Source organism: Pseudomonas sp. 8AS, from assembly GCF_902506505.1.
In the GTDB taxonomy this organism is placed as follows: domain Bacteria; phylum Pseudomonadota; class Gammaproteobacteria; order Pseudomonadales; family Pseudomonadaceae; genus Aquipseudomonas.
This window is the reverse complement of sequence record NZ_LR733406.1, coordinates 52,141-71,255: the sequence shown is the minus strand read 5'-3', so window position 1 is coordinate 71,255 and position 19,115 is coordinate 52,141. Positions and strand designations below refer to the sequence as shown.

The following is a 19,115-nucleotide window of genomic DNA, read 5'->3' as shown; positions in this document are numbered from 1 at the left end:
CATGGATCATGATATTCAGCTGTCGCGGTTGCCGTGGCAAGCTATGGGCCCGCCGCCGAAGTCTTCGCCATGCCCGCCTCGCGTCTGAAAGTCGTCCTCGCCAGCCTGCTCGCCATCGTCTGGCTGGGCGCGATGCTGTTCGCCTTCTGGTGGTTCGAGGCGCGCTATATCCGCCCGTTCGACGAGCGCACCGAGCTGTTCTCCGGCGCGGCCCTGCGCCTGCCGGCCGAGCTGGCCGGCCCGGGGGCGATCCGCGTGGTGCATTTCTGGGACCCGGCCTGCCCGTGCAATGTCGGCAACCAGCAGCACCTCGCCGAACTGCTGCACACCTACGTGCCGCGCGGCGTGCAGTTCTACGCGCTGCAGAAGGCCGGCAGCCAGGGCCGCCTGCCGGATAGCCTGAGCGCCTTGCAGCCATTGGCCGCCTTGCCCGGCAGCGAACAGTTGCCGGCCAGCCCGGCGGTGGCGATCTGGGACCAGCAGGGCCAGCTGGCCTATTTCGGCCCCTACAGCGAGGGCGCGCTGTGCACCTCGAGCAACAGCTTCATCGAGCCGATCCTCGAAGCCCTGAGCGCCGGGCGCCCGGTGCGCGCCGACAGCAACCTGGCGGTGGGCTGCTTCTGCGACTGGCTGGGCGATTGAGGGCTGTCGGTCGAGTGTAGCGGGCGCTTTGCCGAATAATGTTGTACATTGTGTGAAATTGTACAACTTGTTGGTCGTGTGCTCAGGACGAGCCGCCGCCTGGTGAATCGCCATGAGCTCTGCCGTCTTTACCCTCGATGCCCATTACCGCAAGGCCGACCGCATCATGCTCGGCGTGCTGTGGCTGATGTTTTTCTACTCCCTGGGGCTCGCCGCCTGGCATGACAGCTGGTTGCAGGCGCTGCTGGTCGGCGGTGGCAGCGTGCTGGTGCTGAGCCTGCTCAACAGCCTGGCGCCGGGCAGCCGGCTGGTGCGCTGCTGCATGGCGGCGGCCTTCATGGTCATGGCCGCGCTGCAGATCAACCAGGCCCACGGCATGGTGGAAATCCACTTCGGTATCTTCGTCCTGCTGGCCTTCCTGGTGTATTACCGCGACTGGCTGCCCATCGTGGTCGGCGCGGTGGTGATTGCCGTCCATCACCTGAGCTTCTTCGCCCTGCAGCAGCAAGGCCTGGGCGTTTCCGTGGTGCAGCAGGGCAGCTGGTCGATCATCGTCCTGCATGCGATGTATGTGCTGGTGGAGAGTGCCATCCTCATCTACCTGGCCAACCAGACTCGGGCCGAGGCCCTGGAGAACGTGGCGCTGACCCAGGCCGTGGCGGCCATGACCGGGCATGACGAGCGTATCGACCTGCGTCCTCGCAGCCAGGGCTGCGGGCAGGTGGCCAAGCGCTTCAACCACTTCCTCGACCAGCTCGACGAATTGGTCAGCGATGTGGTCAGCGATACCCGGGGTCTGACCAGCACCGGTGACAGCCTGGCTCGTGCGACCCAGCAGCTGCGCGACGGCGCCACCCGCCAGCTCGATGAAACCGCCTACATGGCCAGCGCCATGCAGCAGATGAGCAGTGCCATCGACGATGTGGCCGGGCATGCCGACCGGGCAGCGCAGGCGGCCCAGGGCGCCAATAGCCAGGCGGCCGAGGGCAGTGCAGCGGTCACCGGCACGCGCAACGAGATCGCCCGCCTGGCCGAGCATATCGACGGCACCGACCAGCAGGTGCAGGCCCTGGCCGTGCAGTCCGAACAGATCGGCCGGGTGCTGGAGGTGATCCGCGCGATCGCCGAGCAGACCAACCTGCTGGCGCTCAACGCCGCCATCGAGGCGGCCCGTGCCGGCGAGCAGGGCCGCGGCTTCGCCGTGGTGGCCGACGAGGTACGCAACCTGGCGCAGAAGACCGCGGCCTCCACGGCGGAAATCCAGGACATCATCAGCCGCCTACAGCAGGGCAGCCGCCAGGCCGCCAGCGCCATGCAGGACAGCCGGCAGAGCGTGGCGCGCTGTGTCGAAGACAGCCAGCGCACCGCCCAACTGTTGGTGGCGGTTGCCGCCGAGATCGAGTCGATCAGCCAGATGAACGAGCTGATCGCCTCGGCCACCCATGAACAGGCGGCGGTCAGCAGCGAGGTCAGCCAGCATCTGGGTAGCGTGCAGCAGGTGGCCGAGCAGAATGCCGCCGATGCCGGTGTGCTGGATGGCGAAAGCAGTCGCCTGCGCGAGCTGGCCCGACGCCTGGGCGGCCTGAGCACACGCTTTGCCGTGAGCGACTAGCAGGCCGTTGAGACGGCCATGTTCAGGTATGTGCGGGGCAGGTAGCTCGGCTTTTGTGGGGGCGGATGAAGCCGCTCCTACGAGGCGCCGCCTGACAGGCGCAGGTCGATCTCGCCTTCGACATTGCCTTGGCTATCGAAGCGCCGCTCGACCAGTTGCAGGCGGCCGTCGCCATGCAGCAGCAGGGCGCTGCTGGCGCAGGTGCCATAGCCGGGGCCGACGATGAAGATGCTCGACAGCAGCAGCTCCCAGTCCACGCCGATGCCGGTGTCCGGCAGCAGCACCCGCGGCGGCTGGCTGCAATCGCGCAGCAGGTCGAGCAGCGGTTGCGGCTGCGGGTCGCCGAGGCAGCCGGCGAGATGGGCGGTGGCACGCAGCACCTTCGGCCAGGGCGTATCCAGCTCGGCGTTGGACAGGCCGTAGAGGCCCGGCTGCAGGCGGCGGATGCGGCCGTCCTGGGAATTGAGGAAGAGCAGCTCATGGCGGTTGCCCAGCAGCAGGTTGAAGCCGCTGTACTGCTCCCGGCGTTCCACCACCTCGGCCAGATAGCTCTCGGCGTCCAGCGCACCGCGCAGGAACTCCACCGGCAGTTCGCCGCGCGAGCGCGGGCCCTTGGCCTGGTTCGGGTCGCGGATATTGGTCAGGGCGGCGAAGCGGCCGTCCGCCGTGACCCCCAGCCAGGTGCCGCCGGCCTGCAGGTCGCGTCCGGCGTAGAGGCCGGGGGCGTCCGCCCACTGGCCCAGCGGCAGGCTCGGGCGGTGGTAGAACTCATCGCGGTTGGCCGCCAGCAGCAGGGGCTGGGCATGGCCGGGGCGCCAGGCGAACACGATCAGGCACATGGGCTTCTCCTTGTCGTGGGTAGTCTAACAGGCGCTGGCCAGCTGTCGCGGGGCCCCGGCGCAGCGCCTTCGGCATGCCGCCCGGCTGCGCTCGCCGGCGCTGGTCGCCCGCGGCTGGAGGGGCGGGGGCGCATCCGTTACCATGCCGCTTCGTTTACGGGGGTGTCATGGAATTCCTTCTCTACATGCTGCTGGGGGCGGCGGCGGGCGTGCTGGCCGGGCTGTTCGGCGTCGGTGGCGGCATCATCATCGTGCCGGTGCTGGTGTTCAGCTTCACCGCCCAGGGTGTCGAGCCGAGCGTGCTGACCCATCTGGCCGTAGGCACCTCGCTGGCCACCATCATCTTCACCTCGATCAATTCGGTGCTGGAGCACCAGCGCAAGGGTGCGGTGCTGTGGCCGGTGTTCACCTGGATGACCCTCGGCATCCTGCTCGGTGCCGGCTTCGGCAGCCTCACCGCGGCGGCCATTCAGGGCCCGCTGCTGCAGAAGATCATCGGCGTGTTCGCCATCGTCATCGCCATCCAGATGGGCCTGGAGCTGAAACCCAAGGCCAGTCGCAAGGTCCCAGGCAAGGCTGGGCTGACCGCCGCGGGTGGAGTGATCGGCTGGGCCTCGGCGATCTTCGGCATTGGCGGCGGTTCGCTGACCGTGCCATTCCTCACCTGGCGCAGCGTGCCGATTCAGCAGGCGGTGGCCACTTCCTCGGCCTGCGGTCTGCCGATTGCGGCCGCCAGCGCCCTGAGCTTCATGCTGATCGGCTGGCATAACCCGGCATTGCCGCAGTGGAGCCTGGGTTTCGTCTACCTGCCGGCCATGGCTGGCATCGCCATCACCAGCATGTTTTTCGCCCGCTTCGGCGCGCGCCTGGCGCATAAACTGTCGCCGCGCCTGCTCAAGCGTCTGTTCGCCCTACTGTTGTTGGTAGTGGGCGTGAATTTCCTGATCTAAGGAGTTTTAAATGCTGCCTTACCCGCAGATAGACCCGGTTGCCCTCGATCTGGGCCTGATCAAGATCCACTGGTACGGCCTGATGTACCTGGTCGGCATCGGTGGCGCCTGGCTGCTGGCCTCGCGCCGGCTGGCCGATTTCGACGCGAGCTGGAGCAAGGAGAAACTTTCCGACCTGGTGTTCTGGGTGGCCATGGGCGTGATCCTCGGCGGGCGCCTGGGCTATGTGCTGTTCTACGACTTCGCCGCCTACATCGTCGAGCCGCTGAAGATCCTCCGTGTGTGGGAGGGCGGCATGTCCTTCCACGGCGGCCTGCTCGGCGTGATGCTGGCCACCTGGTGGTTCGGCCGGCGCAACAACAAGAGCTTCTTCCAGCTGATGGACTTTATCGCCCCGCTGGTGCCGATCGGCCTGGGTGCCGGGCGCATCGGCAACTTCATCAACGCCGAGCTGTGGGGCAAGGCTACCGACCTGCCCTGGGCCATGGTCTTCCCCACCGACCCGCAGCAACTGGCTCGTCACCCGTCGCAGCTGTACCAGTTCGCCCTGGAAGGCCTCGCGCTGTTCGCCATCCTCTGGTTCTACTCGCGCAGGCCGCGTCCGACCATGGCCGTGTCGGGCATGTTCGCCCTGTGCTACGGCATCTTCCGCTTTATCGTCGAGTTCGTCCGCGTGCCGGATGCCCAGCTCGGCTACCTGGCCGGTGGCTGGCTGACCATGGGCCAGATCCTCTGCCTGCCGATGGTCCTCGGTGGCCTCGGCCTGGTCGCCTACGCCTACAAACGCCAAGCCGCCCCGGGAGCCGCGTGATGAAACAGTACCTCGACCTGATGCGCCTGGTGCGCACCACCGGCACCTTCAAGAGCGACCGCACCGGCACCGGCACCTACTCGGTGTTCGGCCACCAGATGCGCTTCAACCTGGCCGACGGCTTCCCCCTGGTGACCACCAAGAAGTGCCACCTGAAATCCATCATCCACGAGCTGCTGTGGTTCCTCCAGGGCGACACCAACATCCAGTACCTGAAGGACAACGGCGTGCGCATCTGGGACGAGTGGGCCGACGAGAACGGTGACCTCGGCCCGGTCTACGGCTACCAGTGGCGCAGCTGGCCGGCGCCGGACGGCGGCTCGATCGACCAGATCGGCAAGCTGGTCGAGATGATCAAGAGCAACCCGGATTCGCGCCGGCTGATCGTCTCGGCCTGGAACCCGGCGCTGGTCGACGAGATGGCCCTGCCGCCGTGCCACGCCCTGTTCCAGTTCTACGTGGCCGACGGCAAGTTGAGCTGCCAGCTGTACCAGCGCTCGGCCGACATATTCCTCGGCGTGCCGTTCAACATCGCCAGCTACGCCCTGCTGACCCTGATGATCGCCCAGGTCTGCGACCTGCAGCCGGGCGACTTCATCTGGACCGGTGGCGACTGCCACCTGTACGCCAACCATATCGAGCAGACCGACCTGCAGCTCACCCGCGAGCCGCTGCCGCTGCCGGTGATGAAGCTCAACCCGGTGGTGAAGGACCTGTTCGCCTTTAGGTTCGAGGACTTCGAACTGGTCGGCTACCAGGCCCACCCGCACATCGCCGCGCCGGTCGCCGTTTAAGGCTGGCTGGTCACAGCGGGTCTGGGCGTGGTTGTGGTGGATGCGCTGGGCCTGACGAAGCTACCTATACACAGGGCGGGTTATCCCGCCCTGGTGTTTCTGCCGCAGGCCTGTCGTCACGGTGGTGGGCTTTGTTGCGGAACTTGATCCTGGCCTCAGTTGCAGGGGGGCTGCGCGATAGACTGCCGGCCCACTATCCCCCAAGGACGAGAGATATGGCCAAGCCAGCCGGTCGCCTCAGCGACCTCGACGCCTGTCCACTGCCCGGACATGGCAGCAACCCCACCACCACCGGCTCAGCCAATGTGCTGATCAATGGCCTGCCTGCACTGAGAGTCGGTGACAGCACGGCCTGCGGAGATGCCGTGACTCAAGGCATCGGTAGCATTCTGGTGAACGGCATGCCGATCGCCCACCTCGGCAGTTCCACCGCTCATGGCGGGGTCATCATCACCGGCTCGGGTGACGTGTTGGTGGGTAACCAGCACAGCGCCGCGGCGTTTATCCCTCCCACGCCGATACTGGCCAATAGCGAGCAGTACCAGTTGCTCGACGAGATCAGCGGTCAGCCGGTCGCGGGCATGCTCTATTGCATAGAAGCCGGCGATGGCCAGCGCCTGGTCGGGCATACCGACCAGAGCGGCAAAACCGAGCGGGTCTGCAGCCGCGAGCCGGCATCCGTCATGGTGCGCTGGGGTCGACAGGCCGCCGCACATCTGCGGGCACTGGGCATCGAATACTGAGGAGGCCAGGGATGGCAGAACCACAACCCACCCTGGGCGGCAACACCCAGGAGCATGGCACTACCCGTGTCAGCATGTCGGTGCAGCAGGATTACGTTACGGTGGTAGGTGCATCGCACAGCACCCTGATGGAGGACATTCGCGGTCAGATGGGCAACAAGATGCGCTTCATCAACCAGGGCATCCGTCAGCTGCGCAAGTACCCCGAGGGCAAGCCCGATTTCTCGGTGCAGCGGGTGTTTCTGGTGTTCGTCGATGACTACGAGCGCCAGTTGCTGGATGAGCTGAGGAAGGTTGTTGAGGGGCGCTACGGCGCTCAGTACCGCGAGTACGACAACATTTCGCAGCTGGTGGACTTCATCCTCAGTCGCCAGCGTCGCGGGAGGGAGATCAGGCAGCTCGATTTCTTCTCTCATGGCGTGGTCGGCAGCATCGAGCTGGGCTACGAGCTGGATAAGCGCGACAGCTACCGCCTGCGCGATGCCCAGGCGCGCAGGCTGGTGCCCGAAGCCTTTGCCTATGACGGCAAGATCTTCTCCTACGCCTGCCGCACCGGTCTGGGTATCGATGCCCATCTCGAAGTTGCGGAGGGCGAAGACCCGCAATACGAGCGCAGTCTGGCGCAGATGCTGGCCAACGCGGCGGGCACCGAGGTGCGCGCCTATCCACGCCGTAGTAACTACGACCAGACCTATGGCAATGCCCAGGATCGCGCGCAGCAGGTGACGGCGCAGAACAAAGTCGCGGCAGATGATAGGGGCGAGCGTGCCTATCAGGTGCGACTCAGCAGCTACAGGAAGCGAGTGGACGAGTACCGCAAGGATAAGGGCGACCCCGCTGCGGCGTTGCCTAACGAGTCCGAGCCAAGACGGCCGACTCCAAGTGCCAACGACTACGAGCGAGATTTGGCTCGCCACGCCAACAGTCGCAAGAAATATGAGACAACACTTGGTTACCCGCTGGATGCCGAGGGGGCCATGCGCGACGTACGTTCCGGCGACACGCCCAGGGGGCTGCCGGATGGATTGCGCAGCTATCTGCCGCTATGACCCATAGAGGCCGCTACGTTGCAGTTGCCTTGGTGCTGGCTGCGCTGCTCGGGAGCAACGCTCTCTACCGATCTGTAAAGGAAGACACGATGTCGGAAAAAGTGATGATGTATTACGGCCCCTGGAGCGAAGAGGAGATTCGCTTCGATGCCAGCCACTGGTTCAGCAGTGGCATGTACCGGCCGCGCCATATGGGCGAGCGCAATATCCGCAGTGCCACGACCATGCTGCGTAATCAGCCCAAGGTGTTCACCGCTCAGGATAATGACGAGCTTTGCATCGATGCGATCATGGCGCTGAATTCCGACTACCCCGCTGTGGATAGCAGCCTCCTGTCGGAGACAACGCCGGACGATCTGTATCGACGCGTGCGTTATGTCTTTAGCGCCTTCGACGAGCCGGCCCGTCCCGTTGACTCCTACCAGCTGTACCTGAAGTTGAATGGCGAGCGCTACATCATCACCTTCGCCATCGATGCGCACACGGGCGAGCATCTCGCCACCGGCTCCTACGCCGACAAGTTCGACCCCGAGCAACCTGCGTTTGCCGAAGCCAAGCGGATATTCGCTGAACTCGACGACCAGGACTGAAGATCAGAAAACTCGACAAGGATGCCGGGGTTCACATGAAAGGAAGCATCAAAGCCATCATTGTTCTGGTGGCGGCCATTGGCCTGTCAGTTGCGGGCTACCAGGCGGTGACGCGCGTTTCGCTCGGGAATGGCCTAGCGCCCGGCAGCCAGATTGATGAGTTGCACGGCGTAGCCATTTACTACAACGGCGGGGTCAACCAGAGCCGTGGGCGCAACACCAGTGCCGATGGTTACAATCTCGGCATCAGGTACCAGTGCGTGGAGTTCGTGAAACGCTATTACTTCGAGCGCTTCGGGCATCGCATGCCGGACGCCTATGGCCATGCCAAGTCGTTTTTCGATCACTCCCTGGCCGATGGGGCATTCAATGAAAAGCGCGGTTTGCTGCAGTTCAGCAATGGCGCAGGAGCCGTGCCGCAGGCAGAAGATATCCTGGTCTTCGGGCCCTCGCTGCTGAACCCCTATGGCCATGTGGGGATAGTCGCGCAGGTCAATTCATACGCCGTCATCATTGCCCAGCAGAACGCGGGGCCGATCCTCTCCTCGCGGGAGGCCCTGCCGCTAGTACAGCAGGGCAATGGTTTTCGCGTCGAGAACGCACGGGTCGTGGGCTGGCTGCGCTTGCCAGCCCCCATCATTCCGTAGCCAAGCGCTGATCAGTGCGTGAGATTAATGCGCAGCAGATTGGGCCGCTATCGTGCAGGGACTCAGGGCTGATCATCAACCGGGCGGTTCAGCTCGCTGCACAGGCGTTCGACCTGCGCCTGACGTTCGGCCTGCTCCAGGCGTGCACCGGGATTCAGCGATGACCATTCGGGATGCGCGCGGGCCTTGCGCAGGACCTCGGGCAGTTTGCTCTCGCGCCAGCTTTTGTCCTTCGGCTGATCCAGCTGGATCGCCGTGGTTGCCGCATGGCCGCGGGCATCCAGGGCGGCCAGCAGCAGGCGCTGGCGCAGGGCGAGCAGGCGCAGCACGCCGTCGTCCACCGTCAGTTCGCGCCGGCCCTTGAGCTTGCCGAGCAGGCGCCTGCCGTAGTTGCGCGCGGTCTGCAGGCCGCCGCCGGCCAGCGCGCCGATGGCCGCCGCGGCACCCAGGCTGAGGCCGCCGACCAGCAGGTCGATGCCGGCCCCGGCCGCTGCGCCCGCGGCCATGCCGCCGCCGATATTCACCCCGAGCTGGCGCAGGGTCTCCGGGTTGAACAGGTCGTCGCCCCAGCGCCCGTCCAGCAGCGGCAGGTCGCCGGCGCGGGCGTCGCCTGCGCGGAAGGCATACAGGCGCAGCAGCGCCTCGACACAGGCCTGCTCGCGCTGGCGGATGGCCTGGTGCAGGGCGTGGATCTCGTCCTGTTCGACAGTCGTCTGACTGGCCACGCTGCGCCGGCAGGCGGCGCAATCCAGCAGCAGCTCGGCGATCAGTCGCGCGCCGGCCTGGTGGCGAGCCGCGGCCTGCTCCTCGTGGTCGTCGATCAGCCGTTGCAGCTGCGGGCGCGCGTGTTCCAGCAACAGGGCCAGGCTTTCGTACAGGCGCCGCTCGCCATCCAGCGGCGGCGCCACCGTGTCGAAACGCACCAGCGCATGCAGGCCGAGGCGGGCCAGCGCCTCGCGCCACTCGGCCTCGCGCTGGCTGGGGCTGGCGCTGAAGTTGAGCACCGGCAGCAGCGGCTTGCCGGCCCCGGCCAGCACCGCCAGCTCGTCCTTGTACTTGGCCAGCACCGGTTCGCGGGCGTCGATCACGTACAGCCCGGCATCGCTGGCCAGCAGCTGGCGCAGCACCTTGGCCTCCTGCTCGAAACGCTGGCGCGCCTCGGCCGTGTCGAGAAAACGCGCCAGCCGCGCCGGGCCGTCCAGGCGCTCGCCCGGACGCTGCAGGCGCTCCAGATAGTCGAGCAGGGCGATGGCGTCTTCCAGGCCGGGGGTATCGTACAGCTCCAGCAGCGCCTCGCCGGCCACCGACAGGCGCGCGCCCTCGACGTGGCGGGTGGTGCTGGGGCGATGGCTGACTTCGCCGAAGCCGACGTCGCGGGTCAGGGTGCGCAGCAGCGAGGTCTTGCCGACATTGGTGTGGCCGACCACGGCCAGTTTGAGAGGCTCAGTCATGGCCGCTCTCCAGCCAGGCCAGCGGTGCGCTGTCGGCGAACGGCAGCTGCAGACGTTGCAGCGCGTCGTGCCAGTCGCCCAGGCGCTCAGCGTCCAGGCTTTCGCCCGGCGCCGGCGGCAGCAGCCAGATGCGTGTGGCGGCGGCCGTGCGCGCCAGCTCGCCGAGCAGCGCCAGGGTGCCGCGGTCCGGCGAGCGGCGCGGGTCGAGGGCGATGGCCAGGCGCGCCGGCGGGAAGCGGCCGAGCTGGTCGAGCAACTGCTGGCGCTGCTCGCGGCTGTCCAGCACGCCGGCATCGGCGACGGCCCTGGGCAGGGCCGGCGGCCAGGGGCGTTGCGGGTCCAGTTCGATGGCCAGCAGCACGGCGCCGCTGCTGTCCAGGTGCGTGCTGCCGCCCCGGGCTTCGCTCAGGCTGGCCGGCGCGGCATCCAGCACGCCGAGGCGTTCGCTGGCCGGTTGCAGGCGCTCGCCGAGCAGGCGGTAGCCGGGCAGGTTGAGGTCGAGCGCCAGGCGCGCGCTACCGTGTTGCCAGCGCCACAGGCACAGCAGCAGGAGCAGGGCGCGCGGCAGCAGGCCGAACACCAGCAGTACGCCGAGCAGCCAGCCGGCCCAGGCATGCCGCGCGGCTTCCACGGCCAGGGCGCTGTCGCCGCTGGCGCGGATGGTCTGGGCATCGGGGATGGGGAAGCCGAGCAGGGCGGGCAGGGCGCCGAGCAGCTGGGTCAGGGCGACGAAGGTATCGCCGGCGAGCAGGGTGGTTTCCCAGACGAAGCCGTAACGGCGGGTGCTGAGCAGGAGCAGCAGCATCAGCCCGGCGCTCAGCAAGGCGACCAGCCACAGGCCATGCACCAGCAGGCCGAGCAGCCAGCGGTTGAGCCGGCGGCGTTGCAGCAGCAACACCAGTGCCGGGCCCAGTTGCGCGGCGCGGGCATCGCGCGCCAGTTTTTCGCTGAGCCACAGCCACAGGCGGCCGAGGGCGGCGTTGTGGTCGCCGGCCAGCAGAAGGCCGAGCGCCCAGCCGAGCAGCAGGAGCAGGTGCAGGCCGAGCAGGCTGCCCAGGGCCCAGAACACATTGACCGGGCGGCTGCCGTCGCCCAGGGCGGCCAGGGCCAGGCCGGCGCCGCTGAGCAGGGCCAGCACCAGCAGCAGGCCGAGGGCCAGGCGCGCGCCCTGCAGCCAGTGCTGCTGAGCCTGCAGCTGGCCGTCGCGCTCGGCGAGCAGCAGCGCGCGGGCCTCGATGCGCCCGGCCAGGTCGCCGCCCTGCCGGCGCGCGTGGCGGTTGGCTTCGCCGTCCTCCAGCGGGCCGGCGTGTTCTTCGCGCAGGCGCAGGGTTTCGCACAGCCAGAGGCGTTGCAGGCGGGTGGGCGAGGGCTTGGCAGTCTGGGGCACGCGGCAGTCCGTGGGGGGGTGCAGGCATGAGCATAACCGCTGCGGCGGGCCCCGGGGCAAGCCGTGCGGGGCGAGTATCCGAGCCGATTGCGGGGCCCAGGCTTCATTGCTGGCGGCCGAGCCGTTATCCTGCGCCGATGAAAACGACCCTGCCCCTCTGCCTGATCGCCGCCCTCGCGGAAAACCGCGTGATTGGCGCAGACAACCAACTGCCCTGGCACCTGCCGGCGGACCTCAAGCACTTCAAGGCCCTGACCCTCGGCAAGCCGATCATCATGGGCCGCAAGACCTGGGATTCGCTCGGGCGCCCGCTGCCCGGCCGGCTCAACCTGGTGGTCAGCCGCCAGGCCGATCTGCAACTGCAGGGCGCGGAAGTCTTCGCTTCGCTGGAGGCCGCCATCGCCCGCGCCGATCAATGGGCGCGCGAACAGGGCGTCGACGAGCTGATGCTGATCGGCGGCGCGCAGCTCTACGAGCAGGGCCTGGCCCAGGCCGAGCGCCTGTACCTGACCCGCGTGGCGCTGGCGCCGGAGGGCGATGCCTGGTTCCCGGCCTTCGACGAGGCGGCCTGGGACTGCGTCGCGCGCGAGCCGCAGGCTGCCGTCGAATCGGCGCCGGCGCACTGCTTCGAGACCTGGCAGCGCCGCTGAGCGCTCCCGTGGCAGCGGCTCCGGCCTCGATAGGCGCCACGCCGCGTGCCCGGCAGTCCTCGATGGGGCCGCCTTTTTCTTGATCCACGTTATCTCGCCCCAGCGGGCGTTGCCCTAAGCTCGCGGCAATGCCCGGGCGATGAGATCCTGACCATGACCGACAAAACTGCCGCCAGCGCGCAACCCGAGGCGGTTGCCGAGCTATTCGTCCGCCATCCGCTTTGGGAGGATGCCCTGGCGCTGCTGTTCGGCACCGCCATGGTGGCCCTCGGCATCGCCTTCTACAGCCACGCCGGGCTGCTCAGCGGCGGCACGGTGGGCCTGGCCTTCCTGCTCAAGTACCAGGCCGGCTGGTCGTTCGGCCTGGTGTTCTTCCTGCTCAACCTGCCGTTCTACCTGCTTGGCATCTGGCGCATGGGCTGGGCCTTCACCCTGCGTACCGCCTGCGCGGTGGGCCTGGTCTCGCTGCTGGCCGAGCTGACCCCGCAGTGGGTCAGCTTCGCCCGGCTCAACCCCGTGTATGCCGCGGTATTCGGCGGTTTCGCCATGGGGCTCGGGCTGCTCATGCTGTTCCGCCACCGCGCCAGCCTGGGCGGGGTGAATATCCTTGCGCTGTTCCTGCAGGAGCGTTTCGGCCTGCGCGCCGGGGTGGTGCAGATGGGCGTGGATGCGCTGATCGTGCTGGCCTCGGTGTTCGTCGTGGCGCCGGACAGGGTTGCCTTGTCGGTGCTCGGCGCGGTGGCGCTGAACATGGTGCTGGCCGTCAACCACCGGGCCGGGCGCTACATGGGCTTGAGCTGAGCGATCGTCCGGCTGGAGTCGTGCCTGGCTGAAGCCGCGCCTGTACAGGCGCGCAGACGAAAAAGCCCGGCGCTGGGCCGGGCTTATCAGAATGGGAATGTCGCTGTGGGGATGGCATCCCTGCCGGTGCGCTGGGCAGAGGTGAACCCCAGCCCGGCCATCCCTGGCCGGTCGTTCACCGGGGCAACGCATGCGTTGCCTTAGTCCGGCTCACCCATCCAGCAGCGCCTTGTTGCGCACCGCGCCCTTGTCGGCGCTGGTGGCGAGCAGGGCGTAGGCCTTGAGCGCGGTGGTCACCTTGCGCGCGCGCGGCGCGGCCGGTTTCCAACCCAGCTTGTCCTGCTCGGCGCGGCGCTTGGCCAGCTCGTCATCGGACACCAGCAGGTTGATGCTGCGCTGGTGGATGTCGATGAGGATCTTGTCGCCTTCGCGCACCAGGCCGATGGCGCCGCCCGCGGCTGCTTCCGGCGAGGCGTGGCCGATGGACAGGCCCGAGGTGCCGCCGGAGAAGCGGCCGTCGGTGAGCAGGGCGCAGGCCTTGCCCAGTCCCTTGGACTTCAGGTAGCTGGTCGGATAGAGCATCTCCTGCATGCCCGGGCCGCCTTTCGGACCTTCGTAGCGGATGATCACGATGTCGCCGGCCTTCACTTCGTCGGCGAGGATGCCCTTCACCGCGCTGTCCTGGCTCTCGAAGATCTTCGCCGTGCCTTCGAACACATGGATGGACTCATCCACGCCGGCGGTCTTCACCACGCAGCCGTCCAGGGCGATATTGCCGTAAAGAACCGCGAGGCCACCCTCTTGCGAGTAGGCATGCTCGACGCTGCGGATGCAGCCTTCGGCGCGGTCGTCGTCCAGGCTGTCCCAGCGGGTCGACTGGCTGAACGCGGTCTGGGTCGGGATGCCCGCCGGGCCGGCCTTGAAGAAGGTGTGTACGGCCTCGTCCTTGGTCTGGGTGATGTCCCACTGGGAGATGGCATCGGCCATGCTCGGGCTGTGGATGGTCGACACGTCGGTGTGCAGCAGGCCGCCACGGGCCAGCTCGCCGAGGATGGAGAAGATGCCGCCAGCGCGGTGCACGTCTTCCATATGGTACTTCTGGATGTTCGGCGCCACCTTGCACAGCTGCGGCACCTTGCGCGACAGGCGATCGATGTCGCGCAGGTCGAACGGCACTTCGCCTTCCTGGGCCGCGGCCAGCAGGTGCAGGATGGTGTTGGTCGAGCCGCCCATGGCGATGTCCAGGCTCATGGCGTTCTCGAACGCCTTGAAGTTGGCGACGTTGCGCGGCAGCACCGATTCGTCGTTCTCGCCGTAGTAGCGCTGGCACAGCTCGACAGCCAGGCGCCCGGCGCGCAGGAACAGCTGCTCGCGGTCGGCGTGGGTGGCCAGGGTCGAACCGTTGCCCGGCAGGGCCAGGCCCAGGGCTTCCATCAGGCAGTTCATCGAGTTGGCGGTGAACATGCCGGAGCAGCTGCCGCAGGTCGGGCAGGCGCTGCGCTCGTACTCGGCGACCTTCTCGTCGGAGCAGGAGTCGTCGGCGGCCACCACCATGGCGTCGACCAGGTCCAGGCCGTGGCTGGCCAGCTTGGTCTTGCCGGCTTCCATCGGCCCGCCGGAGACGAACACCACCGGGATGTTCAGGCGCAGGGCGGCCATCAGCATGCCGGGGGTGATCTTGTCGCAGTTGCTGATACAGACGATGGCGTCGGCGCAGTGGGCGTTGACCATGTACTCCACGGAGTCGGCGATGATCTCGCGGCTCGGCAGGGAATAGAGCATGCCGTCGTGGCCCATGGCGATGCCGTCGTCCACGGCGATGGTGTTGAACTCCTTGGCCACGCCGCCGTGCTTCTCGATCTCGCGGGCGACCAACTGGCCGAGGTCTTTCAGGTGTACGTGGCCGGGCACGAACTGGGTGAAGGAGTTGGCGATGGCGATGATCGGTTTCTTGAAGTCTTCGTCCTTCATCCCGGTGGCGCGCCACAGGGCGCGGGCGCCGGCCATGTTGCGGCCGTGGGTGGAGGTTTTCGAGCGGTAATCGGGCATGACGGTTCCTGGGGCTGGTCAGGGTTATCTTCGTAGAGTGAGCCTGTGCTGAACCGGATGCAAACGGCAGGTGGCCGTGCGTTCGGAAGGGCCGTTCGGCGAGGCGGGGTCACCGCTCGCACGGCCTGGGCTCACTGGCCCGCCGGGGATGGTTGGCGAGGAATGGCCCGATTCTACGCCGCCCGCGCCCGCCGGGGAAAGGCTGGCGGTCGGGCGGGTAGCGCTGCGCGCAGCGATCAGCTGTTGGGCAGCAGGCGGCAGGTCAGGCTCTTGATGTAGCGGGTTTCGTGGATCGCCGGGTGCACCGGATGATCCGGGCCCTGGCTGCCGCGCTCGAGCAGCTGGATATTGCGGTCGAGGTGGCGGGCGCTGGTCAGCAGGATGTTCTGCAGATGGTCCTCTTCCAGGTGCATGGAGCAGCTGGCGCTGACCAGGATGCCGTCCTTGCCGAGCAGGCGCATGGCGGTTTCGTTGAGGCGCCGGTAGGCGGCCTCGCCGTTCTTGATGTCCTTCTTGCGCTTGATGAAGGCGGGCGGATCGCAGACCACCACGTCGAAGCGTTCTTCGGCGGCTTTCAGTTCCTTGAGCGCCTCGAACACGTCGCCTTCGACGCAGGTGAGCTTATCGGCCACGCCGTTCAGTGCGGCATTGCGCTCGACGCCGTCGAGGGCGAAGGCCGAGGCGTCCACGCAGAACACTTCGCTGGCGCCGAACGCCGCCGCCTGCACGCCCCAGCCGCCGATGTAGCTGAACAGGTCGAGCACGCGCTTGCCCTTGACGTAGGGCGCCAGGCGCGCGCGGTTCATGCGGTGGTCGTAGAACCAGCCGGTCTTCTGCCCTTCGATCACCGGGGCCTCGAACTTCACGCCGTTCTCTTCCAGGGCGACCCATTCCGGCACCTGGCCGAACGCGGCGTCGACATAACGCGTCAGGCCTTCGGCGTCGCGTGCCTTGGAGTCGTTCTTGAACAGGATGCCGCGCGGCTTGAGTACCTGCACCAGGGCTTCGATCAGGTCGTGCTTGTGGTGCTCCATGGTGGCGGAAGCCAGCTGCACCACCAGGTAGTCGCCGAAACGGTCGACCACCAGGCCCGGCAGCAGGTCGGAGTCGCCATACACCAGGCGGTAGAACGGCTGGTCGAACAGGCGATCGCGCAGCGACAGGCAGACGTTGAGGCGGTGCACCAGCAGCGACTTGTCGAGGATGTGCCTGACGTCGCGCGACAGCAGGCGCGCGCAGATCAGGTTGTTCGGGCTCATCGCGACGATGCCCAGGGTCTTGCCGCCGGCGGCTTCGAGGATGGCCTGGTCGCCGGCCTGGAAGCCGGTCAGCGGGGTGGCGGCGACGTCGATTTCGTTGCTGTAGACCCACAGATGGCCGGCGCGCAGGCGGCGGTCGGCATTGGCTTTGAGGCGCAGGCTGGGCAGGGACATCGGGGCGGCTCCGGGAAAAAGAGCGGAATTATAGCCGCAGAGCGGCCTCGGCCGCTGCTGCATGACGATTGCCCTGGATAAAAAAGCGGCGCCACCGGGCGATTGGCGGGTCGTTGCCGCGGCGGATACAAAAGTTGGCTGCGGAGGCAGGAAGGCTTTGGCTAAACTGTGGCGAATTTCTCATTTCAGTTGCCGTGGTCATGGCCCAAGAACTTTCCGCCGAACAGATTCAGCAAGTGCTGCAGGGCATCAGCGTGCCGCCGCAGCCACAAATCATGGTCGACCTGCAGATGGAGCAGGTCATGCCCAACCCGGACCTGCGCAGCATCGCCAAGCTGATCAGTCAGGACCCGGGCCTGTCCGGCGCCCTGCTGAAGATCGTCAACTCGCCGTTCTTCGGCCTGGCCAACCGCATCGCCTCGATCCAGCAGGCGGTCAACCTGCTCGGCTGCAATTCGGTGATCAACCTGATCAACGCCCAGTCGATCAAGGGCGAGATGAGCGACGAGACCATCGTCACCCTCAACCGCTTCTGGGACACCGCCCAGGACGTGGCCATGACCTGCCTGACCCTGGCCAAGCGCATCGGCTACCAGGCGCCGGACGAGGCCTACACCCTCGGCCTGTTCCACAACTGCGGCATCCCGCTGATGATCAAGCGCTTCCCCAACTACATGACGGTACTGGAGGAGGCCTACTACAGCGCCAACAGCGAGCGGCGCATCGTCGATACCGAGAACCGCCTGCTCAACACCAACCACGCAGTGGTCGGCTACTTCACCGCCAAGTCGTGGAACCTGCCGCTGCACCTGTGCGAGGCGATCGCCAACCACCACAATGCCCTGTCGATCTTCGAAGAGGACACCAGCCGCGACGCGCAGCTGAAGACCCTGATCGCCATCCTCAAGATGGCCGAGCACATCTGCGGCAGCTACCGGGTGCTGGGCAACCAGGACGAGGATCACGAGTGGCAGAGCATCCAGCAGCAGGTGCTGGAGTATGTCGGCCTGACCGAATACGACTTCCAGACCCTCAAGGAAAGCATCCACGACCTGGGCGCCGGTTAACCCGTTGCGCCTGTCTGGCGGCTTCCTGCTAAGGTGGCCGCTTCCCCCTGCCTTATCCGTCGTTTGCCATGCCCGAACTACCTGAAGTCGAAACCACCCGCCGCGGCATCGCGCCGTTCCTCGAGGGCCAGCGCGTCAGTCGCGTGGTGGTGCGCGAGCGCCGACTGCGCTGGCCGATTCCCGAGGACCTCGACGTGCGCCTGTCCGGGCAGCGCATCGAGTGCGTCGAGCGGCGCGCCAAGTACCTGCTGATCCAGGCCGAGAGCGGTACCCTGATCGGCCATCTGGGCATGTCCGGCAACCTGCGCCTGGTGCCGGTGGGCACGCCGGCGGCCAAGCACGAGCATGTCGATATCGAGCTGGAGTCGGGCCTGGCGTTGCGCTACACCGACCCGCGGCGCTTCGGCGCGCTGCTCTGGAGCAGCGACCCGCTGAACCACGAATTGCTGCGCAAGCTGGGGCCGGAGCCGCTGACCGAGCTGTTCGACGGATCACGCCTGTACCAGCTGTCACGCGGGCGCTCGATGGCGGTCAAGCCGTTCATCATGGACAACGCGGTGGTGGTCGGCGTCGGCAACATCTACGCCACGGAAGCGCTGTTCGCCGCCGGCATCGACCCGCGCCGCGAGGCCGGGAGCATTTCCCGGGCGCGCTATGTGAAGCTGGCCGAGGCGATCAAGCGCATCCTCGCCCATGCCATCGAACGCGGCGGCACCACCCTGCGCGACTTCGTCGGCGGCGACGGCCAGCCCGGCTATTTCCAGCAGGAACTGTTCGTCTATGGTCGCGGCGGCGAATACTGCAAGCATTGCGGCAGCACCCTGCGCGAAGTCAAACTGGGCCAGCGGGCCAGCGTGTACTGCCCGAAATGCCAGCGCTAGCCGAGAGTTGCGCCGGCCCAGAATAAGAACAAGAGCAAGAACAGGCAGTGGGAACAACGATGTCGGGCAATTATCTACCAGCCAACCCCGTGGTGCAGTGGCTGGGGCGTAGCGTGTTGAGGCTGATGGGCTGGCGTATCGAGGGGCAGATGCCGGCGCTGGACAAGTTCGTGGTGATCGGCGCTCACCACACCTCGAACTGGGACTTCGTGATCTTCATCGCGGTGAAGTTCGTCCTGAGCCTGAATGCGCGCTGGTTCGGCAAGCACAGCATCTTCATCTGGCCTTTCGCCGGTCTGCTGAAGGCCTGGGGCGGCATCCCGATCCAGCGCCACCTGCGCCTGAACGTGGTCGACCAGGCGATCCAGGCGTTCCACAGCCATGAGCAGTTCATCCTGGTGCTGTCGCCGGAAGGCACGCGCAAGAAGGTCGAGCGCTGGCGCATGGGTTTCTACCATATCGCCCGCGGCGCCGGCGTGCCCATAGTTCCCGGTGCCCTGGACTACCGCAACCGGCGCGTGGTGATCGGCCCGCCGTTCCAGCCAACGGGCGATGCCGACGCCGACATCCGCACGCTGCTGGCGTTTTTCCGGCCCTACGAGCCGAAAAAGCCGGAGAATGCATTCCACGGCGATTGACGGCGTTCACGCTGACATTTGCACCAGCGCTGTTATAGTTACCGGCATCGTTCGGCATAACTACATAATGAAGGACCGCAA

19 protein-coding genes are annotated in these 19,115 nt (G+C 66.8%); 14 read left to right on the top strand and 5 right to left on the bottom strand.

Going from position 1 to position 19,115, the window contains the following annotated elements; translation table 11 throughout:
- Positions 1–69 precede the first annotated feature (69 nt).
- On the top strand, positions 70–642 hold the full coding sequence (locus tag GV001_RS00330; RefSeq protein WP_160077015.1) for a DUF6436 domain-containing protein: 573 nt from the start codon (positions 70–72) through the stop codon (positions 640–642).
- Between the two features lie 112 nt (positions 643–754).
- Positions 755–2,254 (top strand): methyl-accepting chemotaxis protein, encoded by a 1,500-nt coding sequence (locus GV001_RS00325; RefSeq protein ID WP_160077013.1) that lies wholly within the window; start codon positions 755–757, stop codon positions 2,252–2,254.
- A 77-nt stretch (positions 2,255–2,331) separates the two neighbouring features.
- Here the strand turns inward: GV001_RS00325 and GV001_RS00320 are convergent, their stop codons facing one another.
- Positions 2,332–3,093, bottom strand: a complete 762-nt coding sequence (locus tag GV001_RS00320; protein ID WP_160077011.1) for an NRDE family protein — start codon at positions 3,091–3,093, stop codon at positions 2,332–2,334.
- A 167-nt stretch (positions 3,094–3,260) separates the two neighbouring features.
- Between GV001_RS00320 and GV001_RS00315 the strand changes: the two genes are divergently transcribed.
- The 7 genes from GV001_RS00315 to GV001_RS00285 all read left to right on the top strand — a co-directional run bounded on the left by GV001_RS00315 (position 3,261) and on the right by GV001_RS00285 (position 8,677).
- Positions 3,261–4,043, top strand: a complete 783-nt coding sequence (locus tag GV001_RS00315; protein ID WP_160077009.1) for a sulfite exporter TauE/SafE family protein — start codon at positions 3,261–3,263, stop codon at positions 4,041–4,043.
- Positions 4,044–4,053: 10 nt separating this feature from the next.
- Positions 4,054–4,854 (top strand): prolipoprotein diacylglyceryl transferase, encoded by an 801-nt coding sequence (gene lgt / locus GV001_RS00310; RefSeq protein ID WP_160077007.1) that lies wholly within the window; start codon positions 4,054–4,056, stop codon positions 4,852–4,854.
- A complete protein-coding gene (locus tag GV001_RS00305; RefSeq protein WP_160077005.1) occupies positions 4,854–5,648 on the top strand; it encodes a thymidylate synthase in 795 nt (264 codons plus the stop codon). Before lgt ends, GV001_RS00305 begins: the two co-directional genes overlap by 1 nt.
- A 215-nt stretch (positions 5,649–5,863) precedes the next feature.
- Positions 5,864–6,391, top strand: coding sequence for a PAAR domain-containing protein (locus GV001_RS00300; RefSeq protein ID WP_160077003.1), 528 nt, complete (start codon positions 5,864–5,866; stop codon positions 6,389–6,391).
- An 11-nt stretch (positions 6,392–6,402) separates the two neighbouring features.
- Positions 6,403–7,440: a hypothetical protein gene (locus GV001_RS00295; RefSeq protein WP_160077001.1), complete on the top strand. Its 1,038-nt coding sequence runs from the start codon at positions 6,403–6,405 to the stop codon at positions 7,438–7,440.
- A gap of 89 nt (positions 7,441–7,529) precedes the next feature.
- Positions 7,530–8,030, top strand: a complete 501-nt coding sequence (locus tag GV001_RS00290) for a hypothetical protein (RefSeq protein ID WP_160076999.1) — start codon at positions 7,530–7,532, stop codon at positions 8,028–8,030.
- A gap of 35 nt (positions 8,031–8,065) precedes the next feature.
- Complete coding sequence (locus tag GV001_RS00285) at positions 8,066–8,677, top strand: CHAP domain-containing protein (RefSeq protein ID WP_160076997.1); 612 nt, start codon at positions 8,066–8,068, stop codon at positions 8,675–8,677.
- A 62-nt stretch (positions 8,678–8,739) separates the two neighbouring features.
- Here GV001_RS00285 and GV001_RS00280 read toward each other — a convergent pair whose 3' ends face one another.
- Positions 8,740–10,128 (bottom strand): DUF3482 domain-containing protein, encoded by a 1,389-nt coding sequence (locus GV001_RS00280; protein WP_160076985.1) that lies wholly within the window; start codon positions 10,126–10,128, stop codon positions 8,740–8,742.
- Entirely contained in the window at positions 10,121–11,515 is a 1,395-nt protein-coding gene (locus tag GV001_RS00275; protein WP_160076983.1) for a DUF2868 domain-containing protein, read from the bottom strand. The genes GV001_RS00280 and GV001_RS00275 overlap by 8 nt, the downstream gene beginning before the upstream one ends.
- A gap of 137 nt (positions 11,516–11,652) precedes the next feature.
- Between GV001_RS00275 and GV001_RS00270 the strand changes: the two genes are divergently transcribed.
- Positions 11,653–12,165, top strand: a complete 513-nt coding sequence (locus GV001_RS00270; RefSeq protein ID WP_160076981.1) for a dihydrofolate reductase — start codon at positions 11,653–11,655, stop codon at positions 12,163–12,165.
- 153 nt (positions 12,166–12,318) lie between these two features.
- A complete protein-coding gene (locus GV001_RS00265; protein WP_160076979.1) occupies positions 12,319–12,966 on the top strand; it encodes a YitT family protein in 648 nt (215 codons plus the stop codon).
- Positions 12,967–13,176: 210 nt separating this feature from the next.
- On the opposite strand, the gene ilvD is transcribed toward GV001_RS00265, so the two are convergent.
- Entirely contained in the window at positions 13,177–15,015 is a 1,839-nt protein-coding gene (gene ilvD, locus GV001_RS00260; protein ID WP_160076977.1) for a dihydroxy-acid dehydratase, read from the bottom strand.
- Between the two features lie 236 nt (positions 15,016–15,251).
- Positions 15,252–16,448 carry a class I SAM-dependent rRNA methyltransferase gene (locus GV001_RS00255; protein WP_160076975.1) on the bottom strand — a complete coding sequence of 399 codons (1,197 nt, stop codon included), beginning with the start codon at positions 16,446–16,448 and terminating at the stop codon, positions 15,252–15,254.
- A gap of 254 nt (positions 16,449–16,702) precedes the next feature.
- On the opposite strand from GV001_RS00255, the gene GV001_RS00250 reads away from it, so the two are divergent.
- The 3 genes from GV001_RS00250 (at position 16,703) to GV001_RS00240 (ending at position 19,034) form a co-directional block, all read left to right on the top strand.
- On the top strand, positions 16,703–17,515 hold the full coding sequence (locus GV001_RS00250) for an HDOD domain-containing protein (RefSeq protein WP_160492908.1): 813 nt from the start codon (positions 16,703–16,705) through the stop codon (positions 17,513–17,515).
- A 68-nt stretch (positions 17,516–17,583) separates the two neighbouring features.
- Positions 17,584–18,396 carry a bifunctional DNA-formamidopyrimidine glycosylase/DNA-(apurinic or apyrimidinic site) lyase gene (gene mutM / locus GV001_RS00245; protein ID WP_160076971.1) on the top strand — a complete coding sequence of 271 codons (813 nt, stop codon included), beginning with the start codon at positions 17,584–17,586 and terminating at the stop codon, positions 18,394–18,396.
- A 59-nt stretch (positions 18,397–18,455) separates the two neighbouring features.
- Positions 18,456–19,034 carry a lysophospholipid acyltransferase family protein gene (locus GV001_RS00240; RefSeq protein ID WP_160076969.1) on the top strand — a complete coding sequence of 193 codons (579 nt, stop codon included), beginning with the start codon at positions 18,456–18,458 and terminating at the stop codon, positions 19,032–19,034.
- Positions 19,035–19,115: the final 81 nt, after the last annotated feature.